This is a genomic window from Colwellia maritima, from assembly GCF_022669015.1.
Lineage (GTDB): Bacteria > Pseudomonadota > Gammaproteobacteria > Enterobacterales > Alteromonadaceae > Colwellia > Colwellia maritima.
This window is the reverse complement of sequence record NZ_JAKKSL010000001.1, coordinates 1353842-1373206: the sequence shown is the minus strand read 5'-3', so window position 1 is coordinate 1373206 and position 19365 is coordinate 1353842. Positions and strand designations below refer to the sequence as shown.

General features: G+C 37.3%; 17 protein-coding genes and 3 pseudogenes. 8 read left to right on the top strand and 12 right to left on the bottom strand.

The annotated features are described in order from the left end of the window. Positions 1-15: 15 nt before the first annotated feature. The 3 genes and pseudogenes from L3081_RS06805 to L3081_RS06795 form a co-directional block, all read right to left on the bottom strand. Positions 16-1157 (bottom strand): annotated as a pseudogene (locus L3081_RS06805) (ABC transporter permease). Then, a complete protein-coding gene (locus tag L3081_RS06800; protein WP_242284394.1) occupies positions 1154-2110 on the bottom strand; it encodes an ABC transporter ATP-binding protein in 957 nt (318 codons plus the stop codon). The pseudogene L3081_RS06805 and the gene L3081_RS06800 overlap by 4 nt, the downstream one beginning before the upstream one ends. Next, positions 2103-3107, bottom strand: coding sequence for an HlyD family secretion protein (locus L3081_RS06795; protein WP_242284393.1), 1005 nt, complete (start codon positions 3105-3107; stop codon positions 2103-2105). Before L3081_RS06795 ends, L3081_RS06800 begins: the two co-directional genes overlap by 8 nt. Positions 3108-3665: 558 nt before the next feature. Between L3081_RS06795 and trhO the strand changes: the two genes are divergently transcribed. Further along, on the top strand, positions 3666-4673 hold the full coding sequence (gene trhO, locus L3081_RS06790) for an oxygen-dependent tRNA uridine(34) hydroxylase TrhO (RefSeq protein ID WP_420839703.1): 1008 nt from the start codon (positions 3666-3668) through the stop codon (positions 4671-4673). 150 nt (positions 4674-4823) lie between these two features. On the opposite strand, the gene L3081_RS06785 is transcribed toward trhO, so the two are convergent. Continuing rightward, positions 4824-5300, bottom strand: a complete 477-nt coding sequence (locus L3081_RS06785) for an ion channel (protein WP_242284390.1) — start codon at positions 5298-5300, stop codon at positions 4824-4826. Positions 5301-5625: 325 nt separating this feature from the next. On the opposite strand from L3081_RS06785, the gene L3081_RS06780 reads away from it, so the two are divergent. Continuing rightward, positions 5626-6099, top strand: coding sequence for a DUF4124 domain-containing protein (locus tag L3081_RS06780; RefSeq protein ID WP_242284388.1), 474 nt, complete (start codon positions 5626-5628; stop codon positions 6097-6099). A gap of 81 nt (positions 6100-6180) precedes the next feature. On the opposite strand, the gene clpB is transcribed toward L3081_RS06780, so the two are convergent. From clpB to rluD, 3 genes and pseudogenes are all read right to left on the bottom strand, one after another. Further along, positions 6181-8751 carry an ATP-dependent chaperone ClpB gene (gene clpB, locus L3081_RS06775; RefSeq protein ID WP_242284386.1) on the bottom strand — a complete coding sequence of 857 codons (2571 nt, stop codon included), beginning with the start codon at positions 8749-8751 and terminating at the stop codon, positions 6181-6183. Between the two features lie 148 nt (positions 8752-8899). After that, complete coding sequence (gene pgeF / locus L3081_RS06770) at positions 8900-9718, bottom strand: peptidoglycan editing factor PgeF (RefSeq protein ID WP_242284384.1); 819 nt, start codon at positions 9716-9718, stop codon at positions 8900-8902. Next, a pseudogene (gene rluD / locus L3081_RS06765) lies at positions 9699-10675 on the bottom strand (23S rRNA pseudouridine(1911/1915/1917) synthase RluD). Before rluD ends, pgeF begins: the two are co-directional and overlap by 20 nt. A 193-nt stretch (positions 10676-10868) precedes the next feature. Between rluD and L3081_RS06760 the strand changes: the two are divergent. Continuing rightward, positions 10869-11633 carry an outer membrane protein assembly factor BamD gene (locus L3081_RS06760; protein ID WP_242284383.1) on the top strand — a complete coding sequence of 255 codons (765 nt, stop codon included), beginning with the start codon at positions 10869-10871 and terminating at the stop codon, positions 11631-11633. An 83-nt stretch (positions 11634-11716) separates the two neighbouring features. Here L3081_RS06760 and glnB read toward each other — a convergent pair whose 3' ends face one another. Next, complete coding sequence (glnB, locus tag L3081_RS06755; RefSeq protein ID WP_242284381.1) at positions 11717-12055, bottom strand: nitrogen regulatory protein P-II; 339 nt, start codon at positions 12053-12055, stop codon at positions 11717-11719. A gap of 186 nt (positions 12056-12241) precedes the next feature. Here glnB and nadE point away from each other — a divergent pair, with 186 nt between their 5' ends. From nadE to L3081_RS06730, 5 genes and pseudogenes are all read left to right on the top strand, one after another. Further along, entirely contained in the window at positions 12242-13108 is an 867-nt protein-coding gene (nadE, locus tag L3081_RS06750; RefSeq protein WP_242284379.1) for an ammonia-dependent NAD(+) synthetase, read from the top strand. Positions 13109-13241: 133 nt separating this feature from the next. Further along, positions 13242-13853, top strand: coding sequence for a GspH/FimT family pseudopilin (locus tag L3081_RS06745; protein WP_242284374.1), 612 nt, complete (start codon positions 13242-13244; stop codon positions 13851-13853). 172 nt (positions 13854-14025) lie between these two features. Next, positions 14026-14277: a pilus assembly FimT family protein gene (locus tag L3081_RS06740; RefSeq protein ID WP_242284373.1), complete on the top strand. Its 252-nt coding sequence runs from the start codon at positions 14026-14028 to the stop codon at positions 14275-14277. Continuing rightward, a complete protein-coding gene (locus L3081_RS06735) occupies positions 14267-14617 on the top strand; it encodes a GspH/FimT family pseudopilin (RefSeq protein WP_242284371.1) in 351 nt (116 codons plus the stop codon). Before L3081_RS06740 ends, L3081_RS06735 begins: the two co-directional genes overlap by 11 nt. A 60-nt stretch (positions 14618-14677) precedes the next feature. Beyond that, a pseudogene (locus L3081_RS06730) lies at positions 14678-15881 on the top strand (IS256 family transposase). Between the two features lie 413 nt (positions 15882-16294). On the opposite strand, the gene L3081_RS06725 reads toward L3081_RS06730, so the two are convergent. The 4 genes from L3081_RS06725 to L3081_RS06705 all read right to left on the bottom strand — a co-directional run bounded on the left by L3081_RS06725 (position 16295) and on the right by L3081_RS06705 (position 19361). Further along, entirely contained in the window at positions 16295-16630 is a 336-nt protein-coding gene (locus L3081_RS06725) for a TapY2 family type IVa secretion system protein (protein ID WP_242284369.1), read from the bottom strand. A gap of 1 nt (position 16631) precedes the next feature. Next, entirely contained in the window at positions 16632-17036 is a 405-nt protein-coding gene (locus L3081_RS26515; protein WP_274620352.1) for a type IV pilin protein, read from the bottom strand. A gap of 41 nt (positions 17037-17077) precedes the next feature. After that, positions 17078-19027: a pilus assembly protein gene (locus L3081_RS06710; protein ID WP_242284367.1), complete on the bottom strand. Its 1950-nt coding sequence runs from the start codon at positions 19025-19027 to the stop codon at positions 17078-17080. A 172-nt stretch (positions 19028-19199) separates the two neighbouring features. Beyond that, positions 19200-19361: a hypothetical protein gene (locus tag L3081_RS06705; protein WP_242284365.1), complete on the bottom strand. Its 162-nt coding sequence runs from the start codon at positions 19359-19361 to the stop codon at positions 19200-19202. Positions 19362-19365: the final 4 nt, after the last annotated feature.

Genomic DNA, 19365 nt, shown 5'->3' with positions numbered 1-19365 from the left:
AGTAAAAAAACATCATTAGTCTAGCGTTTTCTTAAAGCGAAGTGCTGCTACCATCAAGCCTATTATGGTGAAACCAATAAGCCAAATCATATCAAATGTCATATCTACCACTGCAACATCACGAAGAACGACACCACGAATCAAACGAATAAAATGTGTCGCGGGCAGTGCTTCAGCGATGTATTGAGCTGTTTCAGGCATGCCTTCATACGGAAACATAAAACCTGACAGCAATATTGATGGAAGCAAAATAAATATCGTCATTTGCGTCGATTGTAATTGGTTTGTTGCTAAGGTAGAAATAACCAAGCCTAAAACTAGGCTAGCGCAAATAAAGAGCAAGGTTGCTAATGCCAATTGCCATCCTGTGCCATTAATTGGTACATTAAAAAAAAGTACCCCAAACTTAAAATAATAATAACTTGAATAGCACCAATAAAAATATAAGGAATTATTTTACCTATCATTAGCTCAATAGAAGCTAGAGGTGTTGTGATAAGCAACTCCATATTACCCCGCTCTCGTTCACGTACAATGGCGCCTGAGGTGAACATGATCATGGTCATAGTTAAAATGATACCAACAAGCCCCGGCACTATATTAACAACACTGCGTTGCTCTGGGTTATATAATAAAGTGACTTCAAAAGTAGGTACATTACGATTAGTAGGTTTATCTAATAATTCAGTTAAAGGCATATTTCGTAAACCTTTAATACTGCCGGCAATAGCCGAATCAGATCCATCAACTAACCACTGGGCTATAGGTCGACTAGTTTCTTCATCACTCGCGGTCAAACCAAAACCTACCGTTGCGTGTCTCACTAAACGCTGACTCACGTCATGAGGAATAATTAACACCGCGCGAACCTCACTCCGTTCAATAGCCGATTGTGCTTCGATTATCGAGTCATAATGTTGAGTAAACTTAACGGTGCTCGTAGCAGAGATTGTTTGTTGTAAAACACGACTAAGCCCAGTTTGGCTTTGATCTAATACGCCTACAGGAATATGACGGATATTAGTGTTAATCGCAAAAGCAAATAATAACAACTGTACTAAAGGGATCATTATGACCATACCAAAGGTCATTCTATCGCGTTTTAGTTGGATTAATTCCTTGGTAATAATTGCTTGAATTCTTAATAAAGATCTCATGGTTTTACCTGATGGACCTCTGATTGATGGCTCAAGTTACTACTTGTTGATAGCACAAAAACATCTTCGAGACTGGCTCTAACAGTCTGCATTTCCGTTTTAGCATTTATCATTTTAGTGCTATTTAAAAAAGCCATTGGATCCACAATGTCATTAGTTAATAATACCCGTAAATGTGCGCCGAGCTGTGATGCTGATACCACCTCAGGCAAGATTATTAATTGCTGCTTCAATTGTCTAAGGTTATTACTTGAGACTTCAACAACCTTTGCGGGCATATTTGTCATCAACCTATCTGGTGAATCATCAGCGCATTTAACGCCATTTTTTAAAATAGCTAATTTATGACATCGCTCAGCTTCATCCATGTAATGAGTTGAAACTAAGATAGTGATACCCTGATCACATAAATCAAATAATTGCTCCCAAAATTCCCGGCGATTTTCAGGATCTACCGCCGAGGTTGGTTCATCTAAAAACAATAACTTAGGTTTGTGCATAACCGCACAAGCAAGCGCCAAACGTTGCTTTTGTCCGCCACTTAAACTACCACTCAGTTGTTGGTTAAGTTTGGTCAATTGATAAATACTCATTAATTCATCATGTCGTGCTTTTTGCTCTTTAGGGGTTAACCCATAGATACGAGCGATAAATTGCATATTCTCTTTAACAGTTAAATCATCATATAAAGAAAACTTTTGTGTCATATAACCTATTTGTCTACGGAGTTTTTCTGCATCTCCCGGCAAGTTACAGCCTAAGACATTAACCTCGCCTGCAGTTGGTTTTAATAACCCTGTCAGCAAGCGGATAACCGTCGTTTTCCCTGAGCCATTCGGCCCAAGAAATCCATAAATCATTTGCTTATCCACTTGCAAGTTCAGCGATGAAACCGCTGTCATTGCGCCAAATTTTCGGGTTAAATTACTCGCCTCTATTGCTAACTCAGTCATTAGTTTGACTTGTTAAGGTATTTAATAAAGGATTTTTAGCATCTAACGTCGGTAAAAGTACTTGGGTAGGAATACCACTCGGTAATTCAGCAGCACTGTCAGGCAAAACAACTTCTGCCAAATACATAAGATTAGCTCGCTCAGCTTGATTGAGGGCATAATATGGGGTAAATGCAGGCTCTGTCGCTATCCGCACTGTGCCTAATAAAGGTTGTGCTAAGCCGTCAACCTGCACCGTTAATTTATCACCTACTTTTATTTGAACTCTGTATGGTTCAGGAATATAAACACGCGCAAAAGGCACTTTACCGCCTAGCACGATCGCGACAGGGCTACCTGCAGTAACCCGTTCTCCTAAGTTCCATGGTAAGTTATCCAAAATACCATCGCGTTTTGCCGTAATGGTTAAATTATCCAACTTTTTTTGTTCACTGGTTAACATAGCAACATTGGTCGCTAAAATGGCTTCAGCAATGGCTAAGTCTTCAATACGCGTACCATTAACTAATTGTCTGAGTTGTTCTTGGGCACTCTGAAGATAAGATAGACTTTCATCTCTTGCTGCTAAAGTACTATCGAAGCTAGACTGACTAGTTAAATTAGACTTTATTAAACGATCCTCTCTGGCAAAATTTGCCTTACTTTTTACAAGAGCGGCTTGGGCACCTGCAACTTTTGCTTGTGCTGCTGCAACTTCTTCAGCACGAGCGCCGTTGTGTGCTTTGTCTAAATTTGCTTGCGCTTGTTGTACTTGTGCTAACGCCTTAGCAACTAAAGCTTTTTGTAATTCATCATCGAGTTTAACAAGGACGGTACCTTTACTTACCTTACTACCTGCTTCAACCGGAAGTGCAACAATGACTTCACTCACAGTAGCGGTGTGAGCAATACGATCTCGCTCTAATGTACCTAGCGCAATGTTAGGCTTATCGTTACTACAAGCCGTTAACAATATAAAAATAAAAAACAAGCAAATTTTACTAAGCATAATAGACATCTTTACGTTGTACCAATTGAGTTAAACCGTGGTATTTCAATGAATAATTTTCAGTCTACTCTTACAAAGGTGAAGTTCAAGAGTTTTTCTTTACATATTCAAGTTTATACCAAGTTGATTAAGTTCTTTCCCACTCAGCGAGAATTAAAAGGCATAGAGGCAAGGCATTGATTGAAGAGAATGGTTATTCAGGAGAATATGCTCCTGCATTCTCTAATAAGCTACATCCATGTAGCGTCCTTGTCAAAATCAATAACGCCGCATATAAGCCTTTTAAACTCGCCCTTCGGGAGCTCATTAGCAACCTGATAACATCGCAAAATTGAAGAAATATAGAATAACTATGTTTAATCAATTTTGCTTGTTCTAAGCTCGCTAATGAAGCTCTGAGTTGGGAAGAAATTTAATCAAATTGGTATTATTCACTGGGTGAAAATAGACTTCATAACGACTTTTCTGCTAGAATTTGCAGCCCAAAATATAAGTCCTTTTATATTTTGATTTATCTTTTATCTATAGCGCTAGATTTACGTTCTAGTGAGCTCAATGGAGAACATAATGACAACCAAGAACACCTTGGGGACAATAACTATTTGTGCCCTTTATAAATTCGTACGTTTAGAGAACTATCGTGAATTACGAGCCCCTCTCTTAGCAACAATGACCGAATTAGAAGTAAAAGGTACGCTGCTATTAGCCGCAGAAGGCATCAACGGAACAATTGCAGGTTCTCAAGCAGGTATTGATGCAGTACTCGATTATCTAGACAAACAACCTGGATTAACAAATATTTCGCATAAAGAGTCTTACGCTGATGAAAACCCTTTTCATCGCACCAAAGTAAAGTTAAAAAAAGAAATTGTGACCATGGGTGTTGAAGGTATCGACCCTAATCAAGTGGTAGGTACGTATGTAAAGCCACAAGATTGGAATGCACTTATCTCTGATCCTGAGGTTTTATTGGTTGACACTCGTAACGATTACGAAGTTGAAATTGGGACATTTAAAGGTGCTTTAAACCCCGATACGGAAACGTTTCGAGAATTCCCTGCCTATGTGGAAAAAAATCTAGATAAAAACAAACATAAAAAAGTTGCCATGTTTTGTACCGGGGGAATTCGTTGCGAAAAATCTACTGCTTATCTGAAAGAGCAAGGTTTTGAAGAAGTGTATCACCTTGAAGGAGGAATTTTAAAATACCTCGAAGAAGTTCCTAAAACTGATACTATGTGGGAAGGTGAGTGTTTTGTTTTTGACGGTCGCGTTGCCGTAAATCATGGTTTAGAACAAGGCCAATACGATCAATGTTTTGCATGTCGTTTTCCATTAACAGAACAAGAAAAGCAACATGAGCATTATGTTAAAGGGGTTAGTTGTCACCGTTGTCATGACAAAGTAAGTGAAAAACAACGACACCGCTTTGCTGAACGTGAGCGGCAAATAGCGTTAGCCGCTGAACGTGGTGAAAGCCATATTGGTGGTGATGTGCAAGACGTGATAAATGAACGTCGTCTAGAAAAATCTATTAAAAAAAGGCGCAATCTAAGAAATAATAACACAGTGTAAATGAAGTGGGACTTTGATCGGGTGAATTTGTTGAAATTCTAAAACTCGATTAAATTCCCACTTACACTAGCTTTAATAATTAACCTCAGCTCAGGTTAATTAAAGAGATAATATTAGCCGCACCAATATTATTGGCAAATATTTTTAAAATCACTTTGATAAAGACTCTAATTTCTTTTCGAGCTGTTCTAATTTTTGATGAATTTTTATGTTTTGGGCAAATATTTCTGCATTTTGTCTTCTTAACTCCCTGTTTTTAATACTGGTATCAGCAAAACCAAATATTTTATTGGCAAATACTGCGCCTACTCCACCTAAGATACCTACACCTAAAATAAACATGATAAAAACAGCAGCTCTGCCAACAAAGGTTATGGGGTATACATCACCAAACCCGATCGTAGTTGAAGACATCAACATCAACCACAGTGCATCAACATAGTTTTGTACGGGAGAATTGGCAACGCTTGTTTCAGCCAAAAAAGTAACGTAGCCTAAGGAAATATTCAATATCGCAAACAGCGCCAAAGATAAAAATCCTACCACACCATAATTATAGTTTTTAACGCCAAACTCGTCTATTTTATAAAGTTGACTTTTTTCCATCGCATTCTGTAATACAATCATATTTCACTCTGTTTATAATGTTGGTCTAACGTCATTCAGGTAATTAGTAAAACACTTTTTTGATGGCATTCTGTTTTCAGGACTGCGATCAAATTATGTTATCGAGCTTCTTTGAATATTATAATGACGTGCAAATTCACTCAATAATAGAATAAAAAAACCATAAATACATTTATTCTCAAATAAGTTAAAGAAAATAATACTGATAATTATAGAAAAATTCAAAAACTGATTGAATAAATAATAAATTTGCCCTAAGTTAATTTATCTGTGTAAAACGCTTATAGCAAAGAACAAATAACTCATTAGTTGCAAAGGAATATATATGTATCGTCGAAATTTAGTCGCCGTTGGATTATGGTGTGCTGTTACTTTTAGTATGAATGTCATAGCAAAAGATATTGCGATATATCGTTGGCTTGATGAAAATAATGTTGTTCATTATAGTCAGCAACAGCCACAAAATGTTGATTATACTCAATTGACCACGGTCTCTTCTTTTCAAGCAAAAGAAAAAGTGCCACCAGGGACTACCAATAAACCAACACTAGATGAACAAATGTCTCAATATGAAAAAGAAAAAGCAGAAGTGTTTGCTAAAAATGCAGAAATTGCTAAGAAAAACTGCAAGGCCGCTCAGCTCAACCAACAAATGCTTAATTCTTTTGATAAGGTCATGATGACTGATGCTGATGGCACTAACAGAGCAATGTCAGACAAAGAGAAAAAAGCGCAACTTGTGATTACGAAGAAACAAATCAGTATGTACTGTACAACAGACAGTAATGATAATAATTAATCATAAAAAAACGCTCTTTGCCAACTAAAACAAAGAGCGCCCTATTTATCAGTGTTAACCCGTTAAAAAATTATCATGATGTTACTCAAATGATAACTTCCCCGCTTTCACTGTAACATTTATGGTAGACCCTTTTGCAAAAGTCCCCGCTAATAATCGTTGTGCCAATGGGTTTTCTATTTCTTGCTGAATAACCCGTTTTAATGGTCTAGCACCAAAAATTGGATCAAATCCAGTTTGTGAAATTAAAGCTAAAGCTTCCTCACTAATATCTAAGCTTAGTTCTTGTTGTGTTAAACGATCGGCCAATGCTTGGATCTGAATCTTGGCAATTTTTTCAATTTGTGTCGATAATAATGGGTGGAAAACAACTGACTCATCAATTCTGTTGATAAACTCAGGTTTAAAATGATGACTTACTTCATTCATAACTTGTGTTTTCATCGCTTGATATTGACTGTCATCACCAAACGACTGAATAATATCTGAGCCGAGGTTAGAGGTCATGATAATCACGGTATTTTTAAAATCAACTGTTCTTCCTTGCCCATCAGTTAAACGTCCATCATCAAGCACTTGTAGTAATATGTTAAATACATCACCATGTGCTTTTTCCACTTCATCCAATAATATAACGGAGTAAGGTTTACGGCGAACCGCTTCAGTTAAGTAACCACCTTCTTCATATCCTACATAACCAGGAGGTGCCCCAACTAAACGCGCGACCGAATGTTTCTCCATAAATTCTGACATGTCGATACGAATCAACGAGTCTTCACTATCAAAAAGGAAGTAAGCAAGTGCTTTCGTTAACTCAGTTTTACCGACACCTGTTGGTCCTAAAAATAAAAAAGAACCTATTGGTTGATTTGGATCGGCTAACCCGACGCGAGAACGTCGAATAGCATTGGACACTGACGTTACAGCCTCACTTTGACCAATAACACGTTGATGCAACGCCTCTTCCATATTGAGCAATTTATCACGCTCTTGCTCTAACATCTTAGAAATTGGAATTCCTGTCGAACGGCTAAGCACCTCGGCAATTTCGACATCAGTGACTTTATTGGCTAATAAACTCATTTCTTGCATTTCAGCCTGACTTGCTAAATCGAGTTGTTTTTCAAGCTCGGGTAATCGGCCGTATTGTAGTTCTGACATACGATTAAGATCCCCAACGCGTTTTGCCGCTTCCAATTCAATGCGCGCTTGCTCCAATTCTTCCTTGATCGTTTGAGTGCCATACAGTGCCGCTTTCTCTGTTGTCCACACCTCATCAAGCTCATCATATTCTTGCTGCCTTTCATTTATTTGTTCTGAAATATCAGCCAAACGTTTTTTCGATGCATCATCAGCATCTTTTTCTAAGGCTTTCTGCTCTAATTTAAGTTGAATAAGTCGGCGCTCAAGGCGATCTAAATCCTCAGGTTTAGAGTCCATTTGCAAACGAATACTTGATGCAGCTTCATCAATTAAATCAATCGCTTTATCTGGTAACTGCCTATCACTGATATAGCGATGAGATAAAGTAGCAGCTGCAACAATCGCAGGGTCAGTTATGACTACGTTATGATGAAGTTCATAACGCTCTTTTAAGCCTCGTAGAATGGCAATAGTGTCTTCAACACTTGGCTCATCTACTATAACCTTTTGAAAACGACGCTCAAGCGCAGCATCTTTTTCAATATACTTACGATATTCATCTAACGTAGTTGCCCCAACACAATGCAAGTCACCTCGAGCAAGCGCAGGTTTTAGCATATTACCTGCATCCATTGCACCATCGGTTTTTCCTGCACCTACCATGGTGTGTAATTCATCAATAAATAAAATCACCTGACCTTCTTCTTGGGCTAGCTCATTTAATACTGCTTTTAAACGTTCTTCAAATTCACCTCTATATTTTGCACCCGCGATTAAAGCGCCCATATCCAAGGACAAAACTCGTTTATTTTTAAGACCTTCGGGTACTTCATGGTCAACAATACGTTGTGCTAAGCCTTCAACAATGGCTGTTTTACCAACACCAGGTTGACCGATTAATACAGGGTTATTTTTAGTTCTGCGTTGCAATACTTGCAATGTACGTCTAATTTCATCGTCGCGGCCAATCACAGGATCTAATTTTCCTTGTTCAGCACGCTCAGTTAAATCAACTGTATATTTATTTAATGCTTGTCTAACATCTTCAGCATTTTGATCATCAACTGTTTGCCCACCACGTACATGCTCAACAGCCGCTTTAATACGTTGATCGTTGGCCCCCAATTCTTTGAGTATATTGCCTAACACTCCTTTGTCTTCTAAAGCCGCGAGCAAAAACATTTCAGATGAAATAAATTTATCTGACATTTTTTGCGCATGCTTATCACATAAATTAAGTAGCTTTCCTGACGCAGAAGAAAGCTGAACATCGCCATCAGAGCCTTCAACTTGCGCTAATGACTGTAGTGCTTGCTCAACTTTCGTTCGTAAAGTTCGTACATCAATACCCGCACTTTTTAATAAGGGAATAACAGAGTTTCCATTTTGATTTAACAACGCTAACATCAAATGAACAGGTTCAATAAATTGATGATCACGCCCTAATGCCAATGATTGAGCATCGGCAATGGATTCTTGGAATGATTGAGTAAATCTGTCTAAACGCATAAATATTCTCCTGCCATATTACTGGACTTATGAATTAGTGATATCTAAAAGAGTTACCTATAACATTAGGGTTAATGTGGTCTTTTTCAATAGATAAAAAATTTATTTAGTTGATTTAGAACAAAGAATAAACTGATAATGGCTACTATTACTTAAGACAAATAACAGTAGCCATTCGTCCGGTAACTGCATTTTTTCGGTAAGAGTAATATTTATCAGTATTAGCATAAGTACACTCTGGCAAGGTACTTATTTGCTGAATACCTAAATTTTCTAGCTGTAAGCGGGCAATGTGGTGTAAGTCAGCGAGATATTTACCGTTAACACTCACTTTGAAGGCTAAAGAAAAACCTTCATCCTGTTCAACAAACTGAGCTTTAACTTCATGACCCACTTCAAAATTTTTTTGTGAAATACAAGGCCCAAGCCAAGCATAAAGATCCGTCGGTTTGGTTTTCATTTTTTCAAGGGTATTGTTAATAATATTAGCCACTAATGGCCGCCAACCACCATGAATAGCCGCTATTTCATCCCCTAATTTTGAGACTAATAAAATAGGTAAGCAATCAGCCGTCATAATAGCTAAACCAATATCCTTTTCCCTTGTCACCGCAGCATCAGCAGTAATATTGTGTGATGACACTTGGCTTACTTCAGCCACCTCATTGCCATGCACTTGTTTAAACCATTGAATCTTAATATTTGTAGGAAATAGGGTTTGTATATATTGGCGATTTTTCTCTACGTGTTTCGCGCAATCGCCAACATGTAAACCCAAATTGAAATAGCGGTAAGGTGAAGATAAATCATTAACATATTCTTTTGGCGATACACGGGTAGTTTGCAGTGCAAACACATGGTCATTTATTCTTTTTTTATCACGTAAAGAGCAAATAGGCCATTGAACTTGTTCAATGGCGGAATCTACTTCTTGCTGCATGTTATAGTTAATACTCTTCTGACGCATTCAGTTTCGTATCTGCTTGTAATAACTCAACTAACTCAACAAAATCCTCAGGTAAATCAGCATGCCATGTCATTAACTCCCCTGTAATGGGGTGATAAAGCGACAACATTGCTGCATGCAAGGCTTGGCGTTTAAAACCACGCAGTTTAGTGAGTAATTCAGGCGTCGCATTTTTGGGTGGTCTTGGTCGTCCGCCATAAACAGGGTCACCAATAAGTGGATGAGTTATATGCGCCATATGCACACGAATTTGATGTGTACGACCTGTTTCAAGACGTAAACGCAAACGAGTATGCAAACGGTACTTTTCCATCACTCGATAATGAGTCACAGAGGGTCTACCCGAAAAGGTTACTGCCATATGAGTACGCTTAGTGGCATGACGACCAATCGGCTCATCGACTACCCCTCCGGCTGTCATTAAACCGTTGGCTACCGCTTCATATTCCCGTGTAATTTCTCTTAACTGTAATGCTTCTACTAAATTGGTTTGTGCTGCAATAGTTTTTGCAACAACCATTAAACCAGTAGTATCTTTATCTAAACGATGAACAATACCAAGACGTGGTACTACTTCGATAGCAGGGAAATAATGCAATAAAGCATTCAATACCGTGCCATCAGGGTTCCCTGCACCAGGGTGAACAACTAAGCCAAATTTGGTTTATTAATTACTAAGATATGATCATCTTCATAAACTATATCTAATGCTATATTTTGTGCTTCAAAGCGCCGCTCGGCTTCAACTTCTGCATTGATGGTAATAATTTCCCCACCATACATTTTCTCTCGAGCTCGGGCTAACACTTCGTTATTCACCATCACGCAACCGGCTAAAATCCAATCTTTTAACCTTGAACGTGAATAATCTGGAAACATTATCGCCAAAGTTTGGTCTAAACGTTTACCTAAACACGAATCTGGTACAGTATCTTTATGTTGAATTATTTCTGACATTAAACTCTCTTTAAATTTTTAACGTTGTGTAACTAATGATTGCTAGGTTAGAATGCTAATACTCAAGTATGCACTAACAAGTATGCACTAGGTATAATAGTTTCATTTTACCCTTTTTATGATATCCATGCTATACGGGTGTGAAGGGTTTCATACTTATTTAATTTTAAACTAAGGCGTAATTGCAAATTCCATGGAAAAAATGACAATAAAAGTAATATTTATCACCCTAGCATTAATGTTAGCCGGTTGTTCATCTTCAGACATTGAAAATGATATAGATAAAGTCCCAGATAAATCAGCCCAAGCGCTCTTTGTAGATGCTCGAGATGCCTTAGATAATGGTTTATATCAAAAAGCGATTCAAATTCTTGGCGCTATTGATTCGCGTTTTCCTTTTGGGCCAATCTCACATCAAGTACAGCTTGATTTGATTTATGCCTATTACAAAGTAGGGGACGCAGCACAGGGCATAGCGTTAACCGATCGATTTTTGCGATTAAATCCGAACAACCCTAATACTGATTATGTTTATTACATGCGAGCTTTAATCAATTTATCCACAGAAGAGAATTTATTCCAAGATCTAGCCGGAATAGATAGATCAGATAGAGATCCAACAGCATCACGTGATGCTTTTAATGATTTAAAACGCATAGTAACTGATTTCCCAGAAAGTAAATATGCTGCCGACGCACAAAAAAGAATGATTGATATTAAGTCTCGACTTGCAAAATATGAATTATCTATAGCAAACTTTTATTTAAAGCGTGAAGCCTATGCGTCTGCAGCCAATAGAGGGAGATACATTGTTGAATATTTCTCACCAAGCCCAGAGTTAGAGCCGGCATTAGAAATAATGATCGAATGTTATGATAAACTTGGATTGCTTGAGTTAAAGAAAAATGCCTTGTTAGTATTAGCGGCAAATTACCCTAATAATTCGTTGGTAAGATAGTCGTTAAGAACATAATTATTTATTAGCAGTTACGAGTCGCACAGCGTGCTACTCGTAACGCATATATTTAATAACTTAATGATTTAAATTGCTTCTTTATTTTCTTCGCCTGTTCTTATGCGAACAATACGCTCTACATCAGTGATAAATACTTTACCATCACCAATCTTACCTGTTTGCGCAGTTTCTAAAATCGCATTAACACAGCGCTCTACATCTTCTTTAGCAATCACTATTTCTAATTTCACTTTTGGTAAAAAATCAACCATGTATTCTGCGCCACGATACAACTCTGTATGGCCTTTTTGTCTACCAAAACCTTTTACTTCAGAGACTGTCATACCGGTAACGCCAATTTCACCTAATGCTTCTCTTACATCATCCAGTTTGAATGGTTTTATAATCGCTTCAATTTTTTTCATTGTTTCTCTCTGTATAGTTAAATATCCGTATGACTTTCTTTAATATTACAACGCGTTTATTACCAAATCACGCTTTTATTTTGTTAGACTGTTGATTTAATATAACACCCTATTGATTAAGTTTTTAGTTCTATGTTGGAAATAAGCTTTTTCAAATGTGTATTTTCGCTTAAAACAGGATCCCCAATGGAACAGCAAGCTATTATTGATAAAATGAAAGTTCTACCTGAAATAGATGTTGCGTTTGAAATTCGTCGTCGTATTGATTTTATTAAATCAACATTAAAAAATTCAGGCTTAAAAACGTTAGTACTCGGTATCAGTGGAGGGGTTGACTCTTCAACTTGTGGTCGGTTAGCTCAACTCGCTGTTACTGAACTTAATAGTGAGTTGCAACAAATATCGAAAACTAACGGTAACAAAAAAGCTAACAGCGAATTTAAATTCATTGCGGTCAGACTTCCCTATGGTGTGCAAGCTGATGAAGATGATGCTCAACAGGCCTTAAACTTTATACAACCTAGCCATTGTGTAACAACCAATGTATTTGATGGTGTAAATGGCATACATCAAGAGGTGATATCAGCTTTGTCTGATGCAAAGTTATTAAACGCTTCGGATAGCCAAATAGATTTTTCTAAAGGGAATGTAAAAGCCCGCGCCCGCATGGTAGCGCAATATCATATTGCAGGGATATTAGGTGCTTTAGTACTGGGAACGGATCACAGCGCAGAAAACATTACAGGTTTCTTCACTAAATGGGGGGATGGTGCATGTGATTTAGCTCCTCTGTTTGGTCTTTCAAAAAGACAAGTTAGACAGTTGGCAAAACACTTAGGTGCACCGGCTATTTTAGTTGAAAAAGCACCAACAGCTGATTTAGAGGATTTAGAGCCAGGTAAGACTGATGAAGATGCTTTAGGTATTAGTTATGAACAGCTTGACGACTTTCTTGAAGGAAAAACAGTTTCAGCAAAAATAAGCCAACATATCATTGATATCTATAAAAAAACACAGCATAAACGTCAGTCTATACCAACAATTTACGATTAGGCTACTTTCTAAAGTCAACCATGTATTCACAAACTTAAAAAAATCTTAAAAAAACTTTAATAATAATTAGCAAAATCTGTTCTTAATAGCTATACCTAGTTTACAAGGAAGTTAATTTAAAAATGGATTTTTTATGTTTAAACTGATTGACTCTATCGCTTGGCGAGCCATTGTTAAAAGCAACAAAAGTATTAAAATTACTAGGGGATTTACTCTCTTAGAATTGATGGTTGCACTCACTATTGTATCGATACTTGCGGGTATCGCCATACCTAATTTTAATGATTTTATAGTAAAGATGCGTGTAGATAATGAGATTTATCACTTACACCGAATGCTACTTATTGCACGAAACGCAGCCATCAACCATGGACAAAAAACAATACTATGCCCGTTAGATAATGGGTCACAATGTACGACTCAGTGGCAAAATGAACTCAGCGTATTTACTGATTTCAATAATAATAAAATACTTGATGCAAACGAAAAAATTATTATTAAAAGACCAACCATAACAAAAGATGATGAACTTATTTATGGGAAAGGCAGAAATAAGGTAACATTTAAACCAACAGGACAACTAAGCGGGCTAGCAAATGGCACGTTTAGATACTGTCCTAAAGACTATGAAAATCATTCGAGAGGCATTATTGTGGCACGCTCTGGTAGAATTTATCAATCAAGTGACATAGATCATGATGGCTTAGATGAAAACAGAGGAAACAAAGAAATCCATTGCAACTAAGTAATACTTTATTTTAAAAGAATAGCAGACGATGTTTACCGCAATATTAATACACTTCCATAGCTATAATTTCACATAAAAGTTGTGTGTGATTAAAAAACAAGCACTAGCGAGTTAAGCAATAAAGTGATATAAATACAATAACCTCAAAGCAGTAGATTATGGGTATATTATGGATAACTTATCAAGCACTTCGTCTTTTTCACCAACATATCGAAAACAAGGATTTACATTAATTGAGATTATGGTTGCTATTAGCATTGTGGCGATTATGACCACAATTGCTTTACCTAGCTTAAATACTTTTATTGTAAAAATGCGTGTTGATAATGAAATAAGCGAACTGCAACGGTTATTATTAACTGCAAGAAATCTAGCGATAAATACAGGTAAAAATACGACTGTTTGTCCACTTGCTTGGTAATGCCTGTAGTACAAACTGGCAAAATCAAATTAGTGTATTCACAAATGATGACAATTTACTTGCAACCAGTAATACATATGCACTACCCGATGAACTGATTAAAATAAAAAATCCAGTGAAATCAGGTGACAGATTGCAATATGCTCAAACAAGTGTGATATATGCACCAACAGGTCGTCTAATAACCCCTGCGGCTAGTTTTCGTTATTGTCCCAAAGACGAGGAAGGTAGCTCTAGAGGTATTGATGTTTCGGTTTCAGGTCGAACTTATATCAGTTCAGATATTGATGATGACGATAAAGATGAAGATAGAACAGGTGGTGAAATTGTTTGCATCTAAATATGGTAGTGTTCAAAAATCTGTGTCATTTCGGTAAAATGGTAAAAACAGGAATGACACATGACAAATCAATTCAACTTCGAAGATGCAGTTAAAGCACTTCAATCAGGTAAAAAGCTTAATGGTAAAGATGGTGTATTAACATCACTTATCAAACAATTAACTGAGTCAGCACTTCAGGCTGAGCTTGAGCAACACCTTTCTAATGAGCAAGAGCCTAACCGAAAAAATGGCTCTAGCACTAAAACTGTTAAATCATCCGTTGGTAGTTTTGAACTAGATACCCCAAGAGATCGAAGTGGTAGTTTTGATCCTCAACTCGTTAAGAAAAACCAAACCACGCTCAGTGATGAAATAGACTCAAAAATCCTATCCATGTTCAGTATGGGTATGAGTTATCGAGATATTAACAAACACATTGAAGATATGTACGGTATGAACATTGCCACAGGCACCATAAGCGCTGTTACCGATAAATTAATTCCTGAGCTTAAAGCATGGCAACAACGGCCTCTAGATAGCCATTATCCGATTGTTTGGCTTGATGCTATTCATTACAAAGTGAAAGAAGATGGGCGCTATATCAGCAAAGCGGTTTACACCTTACTCGGCTTAGATATTCACGGCAAAAAGGAAATCCTTGGTTTACATCTATCTGAAAATGAAGGCGCTAATTACTGGCTAACTGTGCTGACCGATCTAAATAATCGAGGCGTTAAAGATATTCTTATTGCCTGTGTTGACGGGCTTACGGGTTTCCCTGAAGCTATTGCCGCCATTTTTCCTGAGACCGAAGTGCAATTGTGTATCGTTCATCAGATACGAAATTCAATGAAGTATGTCGCTTCTAAAAATCAAAAAGCGTTCATGGCTGATTTAAAGCCTGTCTATCGAGCAGCAACGAAGGAGGCTGCAGAGTCAGCCCTTGATGAACTTGATGCTAAATGGGGCAGCTCTTATCCACTGGTGATTAATTCCTGGCGTAATAAATGGCATAATCTATCAGCTTACTTCAAGTATCCTGAGCAAATCCGCAAGGTGATTTATACGACGAACGCCGTTGAGGCCGTACATCGTCAGTTTAGAAAGCTGACGAAAACTAAAGGCGCGTTCCCGAATGAAAATAGCTTGTTGAAGCTACTTTATCTTTGGCATATTAAACGCATCCGAGAAATGGACAATGCCCATTCACAATTGGAGCTTGTGTTTATCTCAGTTAGCGATTTATTTTGATGGGCGCTTAGACAGCGTACTCGATATTTAAAAATTTAAGCTGACACAGAATTTTGAACGCCCTCTAAAATATGGTTAATACCAATATCACTAACTATGTGATCATTTCTACATGCTAAAATCACCAACTACACCGTTATTTAATAATTAATTAAACGAGTGTTACTTAGCTTATACCAAGTCCATTTAGTGATTTTCCACACAGCGAGAATTCAAAAGTTATAAGCAATATATTATTTGCTCAAATGATTATTCTGGGGAAAATTTACCTTTATTCTCCAACAACTACAACTATCTAGTGTCCCAGACAAAACTAATAACGCGGAAAATTTTTATAACTTCATCATTAAATTTACTTGTAATAGAGCAGCTATTAAAACAAAGTTTTCCTTGAAGTAAGAAAAACTATCAAACAAGAATATAATTTAATAGAAGTGAACGACATTATCGTGCTACTTTTTCATCCACTATTTTAGCTTTGCTTCCAGAAAAATCATCTTGTAATAAAACACATTCATGCGCTTTATAAATCGTTTCCTTCTGCTTGGAATGTGGAATTGATACCTGGCGTCCTGTAATAGAATTAACTAAATTCGATACTTGACTGGATGGTATATACCAAAAACTAATAGTTTCTCTCCCACCAATAAGTTCAACAAAACATTTTACATCTACTTTTTTATCTTCTGTAGCTGTAGATTTTGCATTAGTAATTAAACTACAGGTTATTAGCGTTAATATAGATATATTTTTAATAATGGTATTTATATAAATTTTCATATTAGTTCTCCCAACAATCTCTTGGTGTTTTTGTTCCTAACTGATCTATATTTAAGGTAACACAACCAACATCCTTTACTTGATTATTTTTTCCTGTCGCTCTTAAAGTAAAGGTGGTAGCGGTTTGATTTAAAACTTGAATTTCATAATTTGTTGATTCAGTTGTTATCGTTGCTGAGCTTTCACCTAAACCAACCATATTAGCAGCATAAGCTCTCGTATCTACAAACACTTGCTCTTGAAGATTTGCAAATCTCATAAGCTCTCGTTGCGCTTCACTCCGATTAGAACGTAACACAAATTCCACATAAGATGGATATGCTATTCCCGCTAAGATGCCTATGATTGCAACAGTTATCATTAGTTCCATCAGAGTAAAACCGCTGCTTTTTTTAAGTTTATTCATGATACCCCTTTCGCAATATTATATTTTTATTACTCATGCGATCACTCTTCCGTTACATATAGGTAAGTACGCATGGTTTTGAACCATGAGTTTAAAGGATTACTTAACTCAATCCCAACCCCTAACCTAATCGTTGTATCTGATTTAGGATCGGTTGGATCATCAGGTAATACAATCATAGTTGGCGTGCCAAGATATTGATTTTCAAACGGTCCATAAATTCTATCGTCGCCTCTTTCTGAGCTATCAGCCCAGTTATAACGTTTTGTTCCTAACGCTAAATCAACACCATACAACCATCCATTACCTGTGGGTGGTTTACAATCAACTAATACCCCGGCAAATTCTGGCGGTGTATAAGTAGTAAAATAAACAATACCATTTAACACTATTGCCGCAGAAGTACTCTTTTCACCTGTTTGGTTATAATCAATAAACCATCCTGACTTTTCAGAAACGTCCTTTTCAAGTTGCGTTTTTTCTTCGGTAGTTAAGTTTGCAGCAAAGCGATCGGTGCTAAAATCAAATAAGTCTGATTTAGTTAAAACGGCAGGTGTTGGCGGCGTACTTGTTGCTGAAAAGGTTTGTGTCTTTATATTTTCATCTTTAATCATAAAGAAACTATCCGCAGTATCAGTCCCTAAAGGATTACTTCTATCACCACTACCAATTAATATCGCATCATAGGGATTTTCTTGATGTGCAGTCACCGTAGTAGTTACACCATTATGATCAGTAACATTTGTTTCTATTGTCTCATCAATAAAGGCTCTAACAATCGGTTCATAAAAGAAACGTCTGTCAGCAGAATTACTCGCTTCATCACCTAAGCTTGCTAATCTAAACACTGAGAAATCGGATTTGCTACTTCCTGGCATATCTATACGCCAAATATTACCACCCGTATCACCCGTATATAATCGGTCGATCAAACCATTGCCATTGCTGTCTAGTAAGCCAATCGCGGAAGGAATGCTATCCGTACCTGTAAAATCTGTGTCTCCGCCTGTGGGTGCCATACTCCATAATAACGAGCCTGTTTTAGCATCCACCATATAAACAGAATGTCCTTTACTATCGGCAGTCCCTACACCACCAGTATCTTTATTTGTATCATACCCTCCACCAAAGAACAGCACAGGACTAGCCTCATCACCACTTAAATTTAGTTTAGAAAATCCTATTGTAGGTTGCGACCATGTTTGTCCTAAATTTTCGAAACCAGTAGTACCGACTTTAATATGCCACAATAATTTAGGTGAATCTTTGTTAGATACATCTAACGCATAATATGAATCTCCACCTCGCCTTAAACCAAAGAATATCCATGCTGTATCACCGGATTCGATGACTCCATCACCATTTTTGTCATCAATATAAGAAGTAATTTGGCCATCAACACCGTATATTTTATTCGCTGTAGAATAGTTATCCCTTAACCCCGTGATATTTGGAAACAGCTCGGTTGGCATGAAAGCCCATTTTTCAGAAACAGTGGTACCACCATCTTCAAACATGTGTAACGCACCTGCATTAGTACCAACCAAAACACGTATGCTTGTTCCATAATTAATCACTAAAGGTTTTGAATGTAGTGGGTCACCAAAAACGTCAACACGCATATCCGTTTTAAGACCATCCTTATCTTCATCATCAACATCCATGCCTAGACTCCAATTAAAATAATCAACAGCATCTTCTTCTGCAATCTTTAATTCTGCGGCATAGGCAGACTCGTGCCCATTTAACGCATTTATGTCTAATATCTTGAGTGAATCATCATCTTCATCAGACATGTCAGAGCCAATATTGCTATACACGACACGATCACCGACTGCCTTTTTAGCAAACCAATCAACTACCCCGCCTTTTGACACTAAATTACCATCAACACTAGATGACCAAAAACTTTGAACAGATGAAGAAAACTTTCCTGTACTTTCATCAATAGCAGGTAAGTCATTAGCGCCTATTTGAACACCATCAACCACCTTGTATTTCTTTAAATTTCCCTGCCGAGAGGTCCATTTTGCGGGTCAAACATTGCGTAATAAACAGAATCTAACGTTTCTGTTCTATCAAAATTATTAGCCGCAACAGAAACAGAAGTTAATGTGTTATTAGCAGGGGTTAAACTACGTAACGTACTTTGCAGCGCAGACGTTAACTCAGATTCACTTTTAGTGGAAAGTATTTCCCACCACCACGATTAGCCGTTTCGGTTAATAAGCCTTTCGCATCATTTGCACCGTCACTAAACCCAATAGTGTGGGTTGAAACAGTTTGAACACCATCAATAGATAAATTAACATCGTAAGTATTCATCCGG

Coding starts and splice junctions, on each gene's coding strand:
- L3081_RS06745 (WP_242284374.1), top strand. CDS start 13,242: ATGTTTAAACTGATTGACTCTATCGCTTGGCGAGCCATTGTTAAAAGC.
- L3081_RS06800 (WP_242284394.1), bottom strand. CDS start 2,110: ATGACTGAGTTAGCAATAGAGGCGAGTAATTTAACCCGAAAATTTGGC.
- L3081_RS06760 (WP_242284383.1), top strand. CDS start 10,869: ATGGAAAAAATGACAATAAAAGTAATATTTATCACCCTAGCATTAATG.
- L3081_RS26515 (WP_274620352.1), bottom strand. CDS start 17,036: ATGAATAAACTTAAAAAAAGCAGCGGTTTTACTCTGATGGAACTAATG.
- nadE (WP_242284379.1), top strand. CDS start 12,242: ATGGAACAGCAAGCTATTATTGATAAAATGAAAGTTCTACCTGAAATA.
- pgeF (WP_242284384.1), bottom strand. CDS start 9,718: ATGCGTCAGAAGAGTATTAACTATAACATGCAGCAAGAAGTAGATTCC.
- trhO (WP_420839703.1), top strand. CDS start 3,666: ATGACAACCAAGAACACCTTGGGGACAATAACTATTTGTGCCCTTTAT.
- L3081_RS06740 (WP_242284373.1), top strand. CDS start 14,026: ATGGATAACTTATCAAGCACTTCGTCTTTTTCACCAACATATCGAAAA.
- L3081_RS06705 (WP_242284365.1), bottom strand. CDS start 19,361: ATGAATACTTACGATGTTAATTTATCTATTGATGGTGTTCAAACTGTT.
- L3081_RS06785 (WP_242284390.1), bottom strand. CDS start 5,300: ATGATTGTATTACAGAATGCGATGGAAAAAAGTCAACTTTATAAAATA.
- clpB (WP_242284386.1), bottom strand. CDS start 8,751: ATGCGTTTAGACAGATTTACTCAATCATTCCAAGAATCCATTGCCGAT.
- glnB (WP_242284381.1), bottom strand. CDS start 12,055: ATGAAAAAAATTGAAGCGATTATAAAACCATTCAAACTGGATGATGTA.
- L3081_RS06795 (WP_242284393.1), bottom strand. CDS start 3,107: ATGTCTATTATGCTTAGTAAAATTTGCTTGTTTTTTATTTTTATATTG.
- L3081_RS06780 (WP_242284388.1), top strand. CDS start 5,626: ATGTATCGTCGAAATTTAGTCGCCGTTGGATTATGGTGTGCTGTTACT.
- L3081_RS06725 (WP_242284369.1), bottom strand. CDS start 16,630: ATGAAAATTTATATAAATACCATTATTAAAAATATATCTATATTAACG.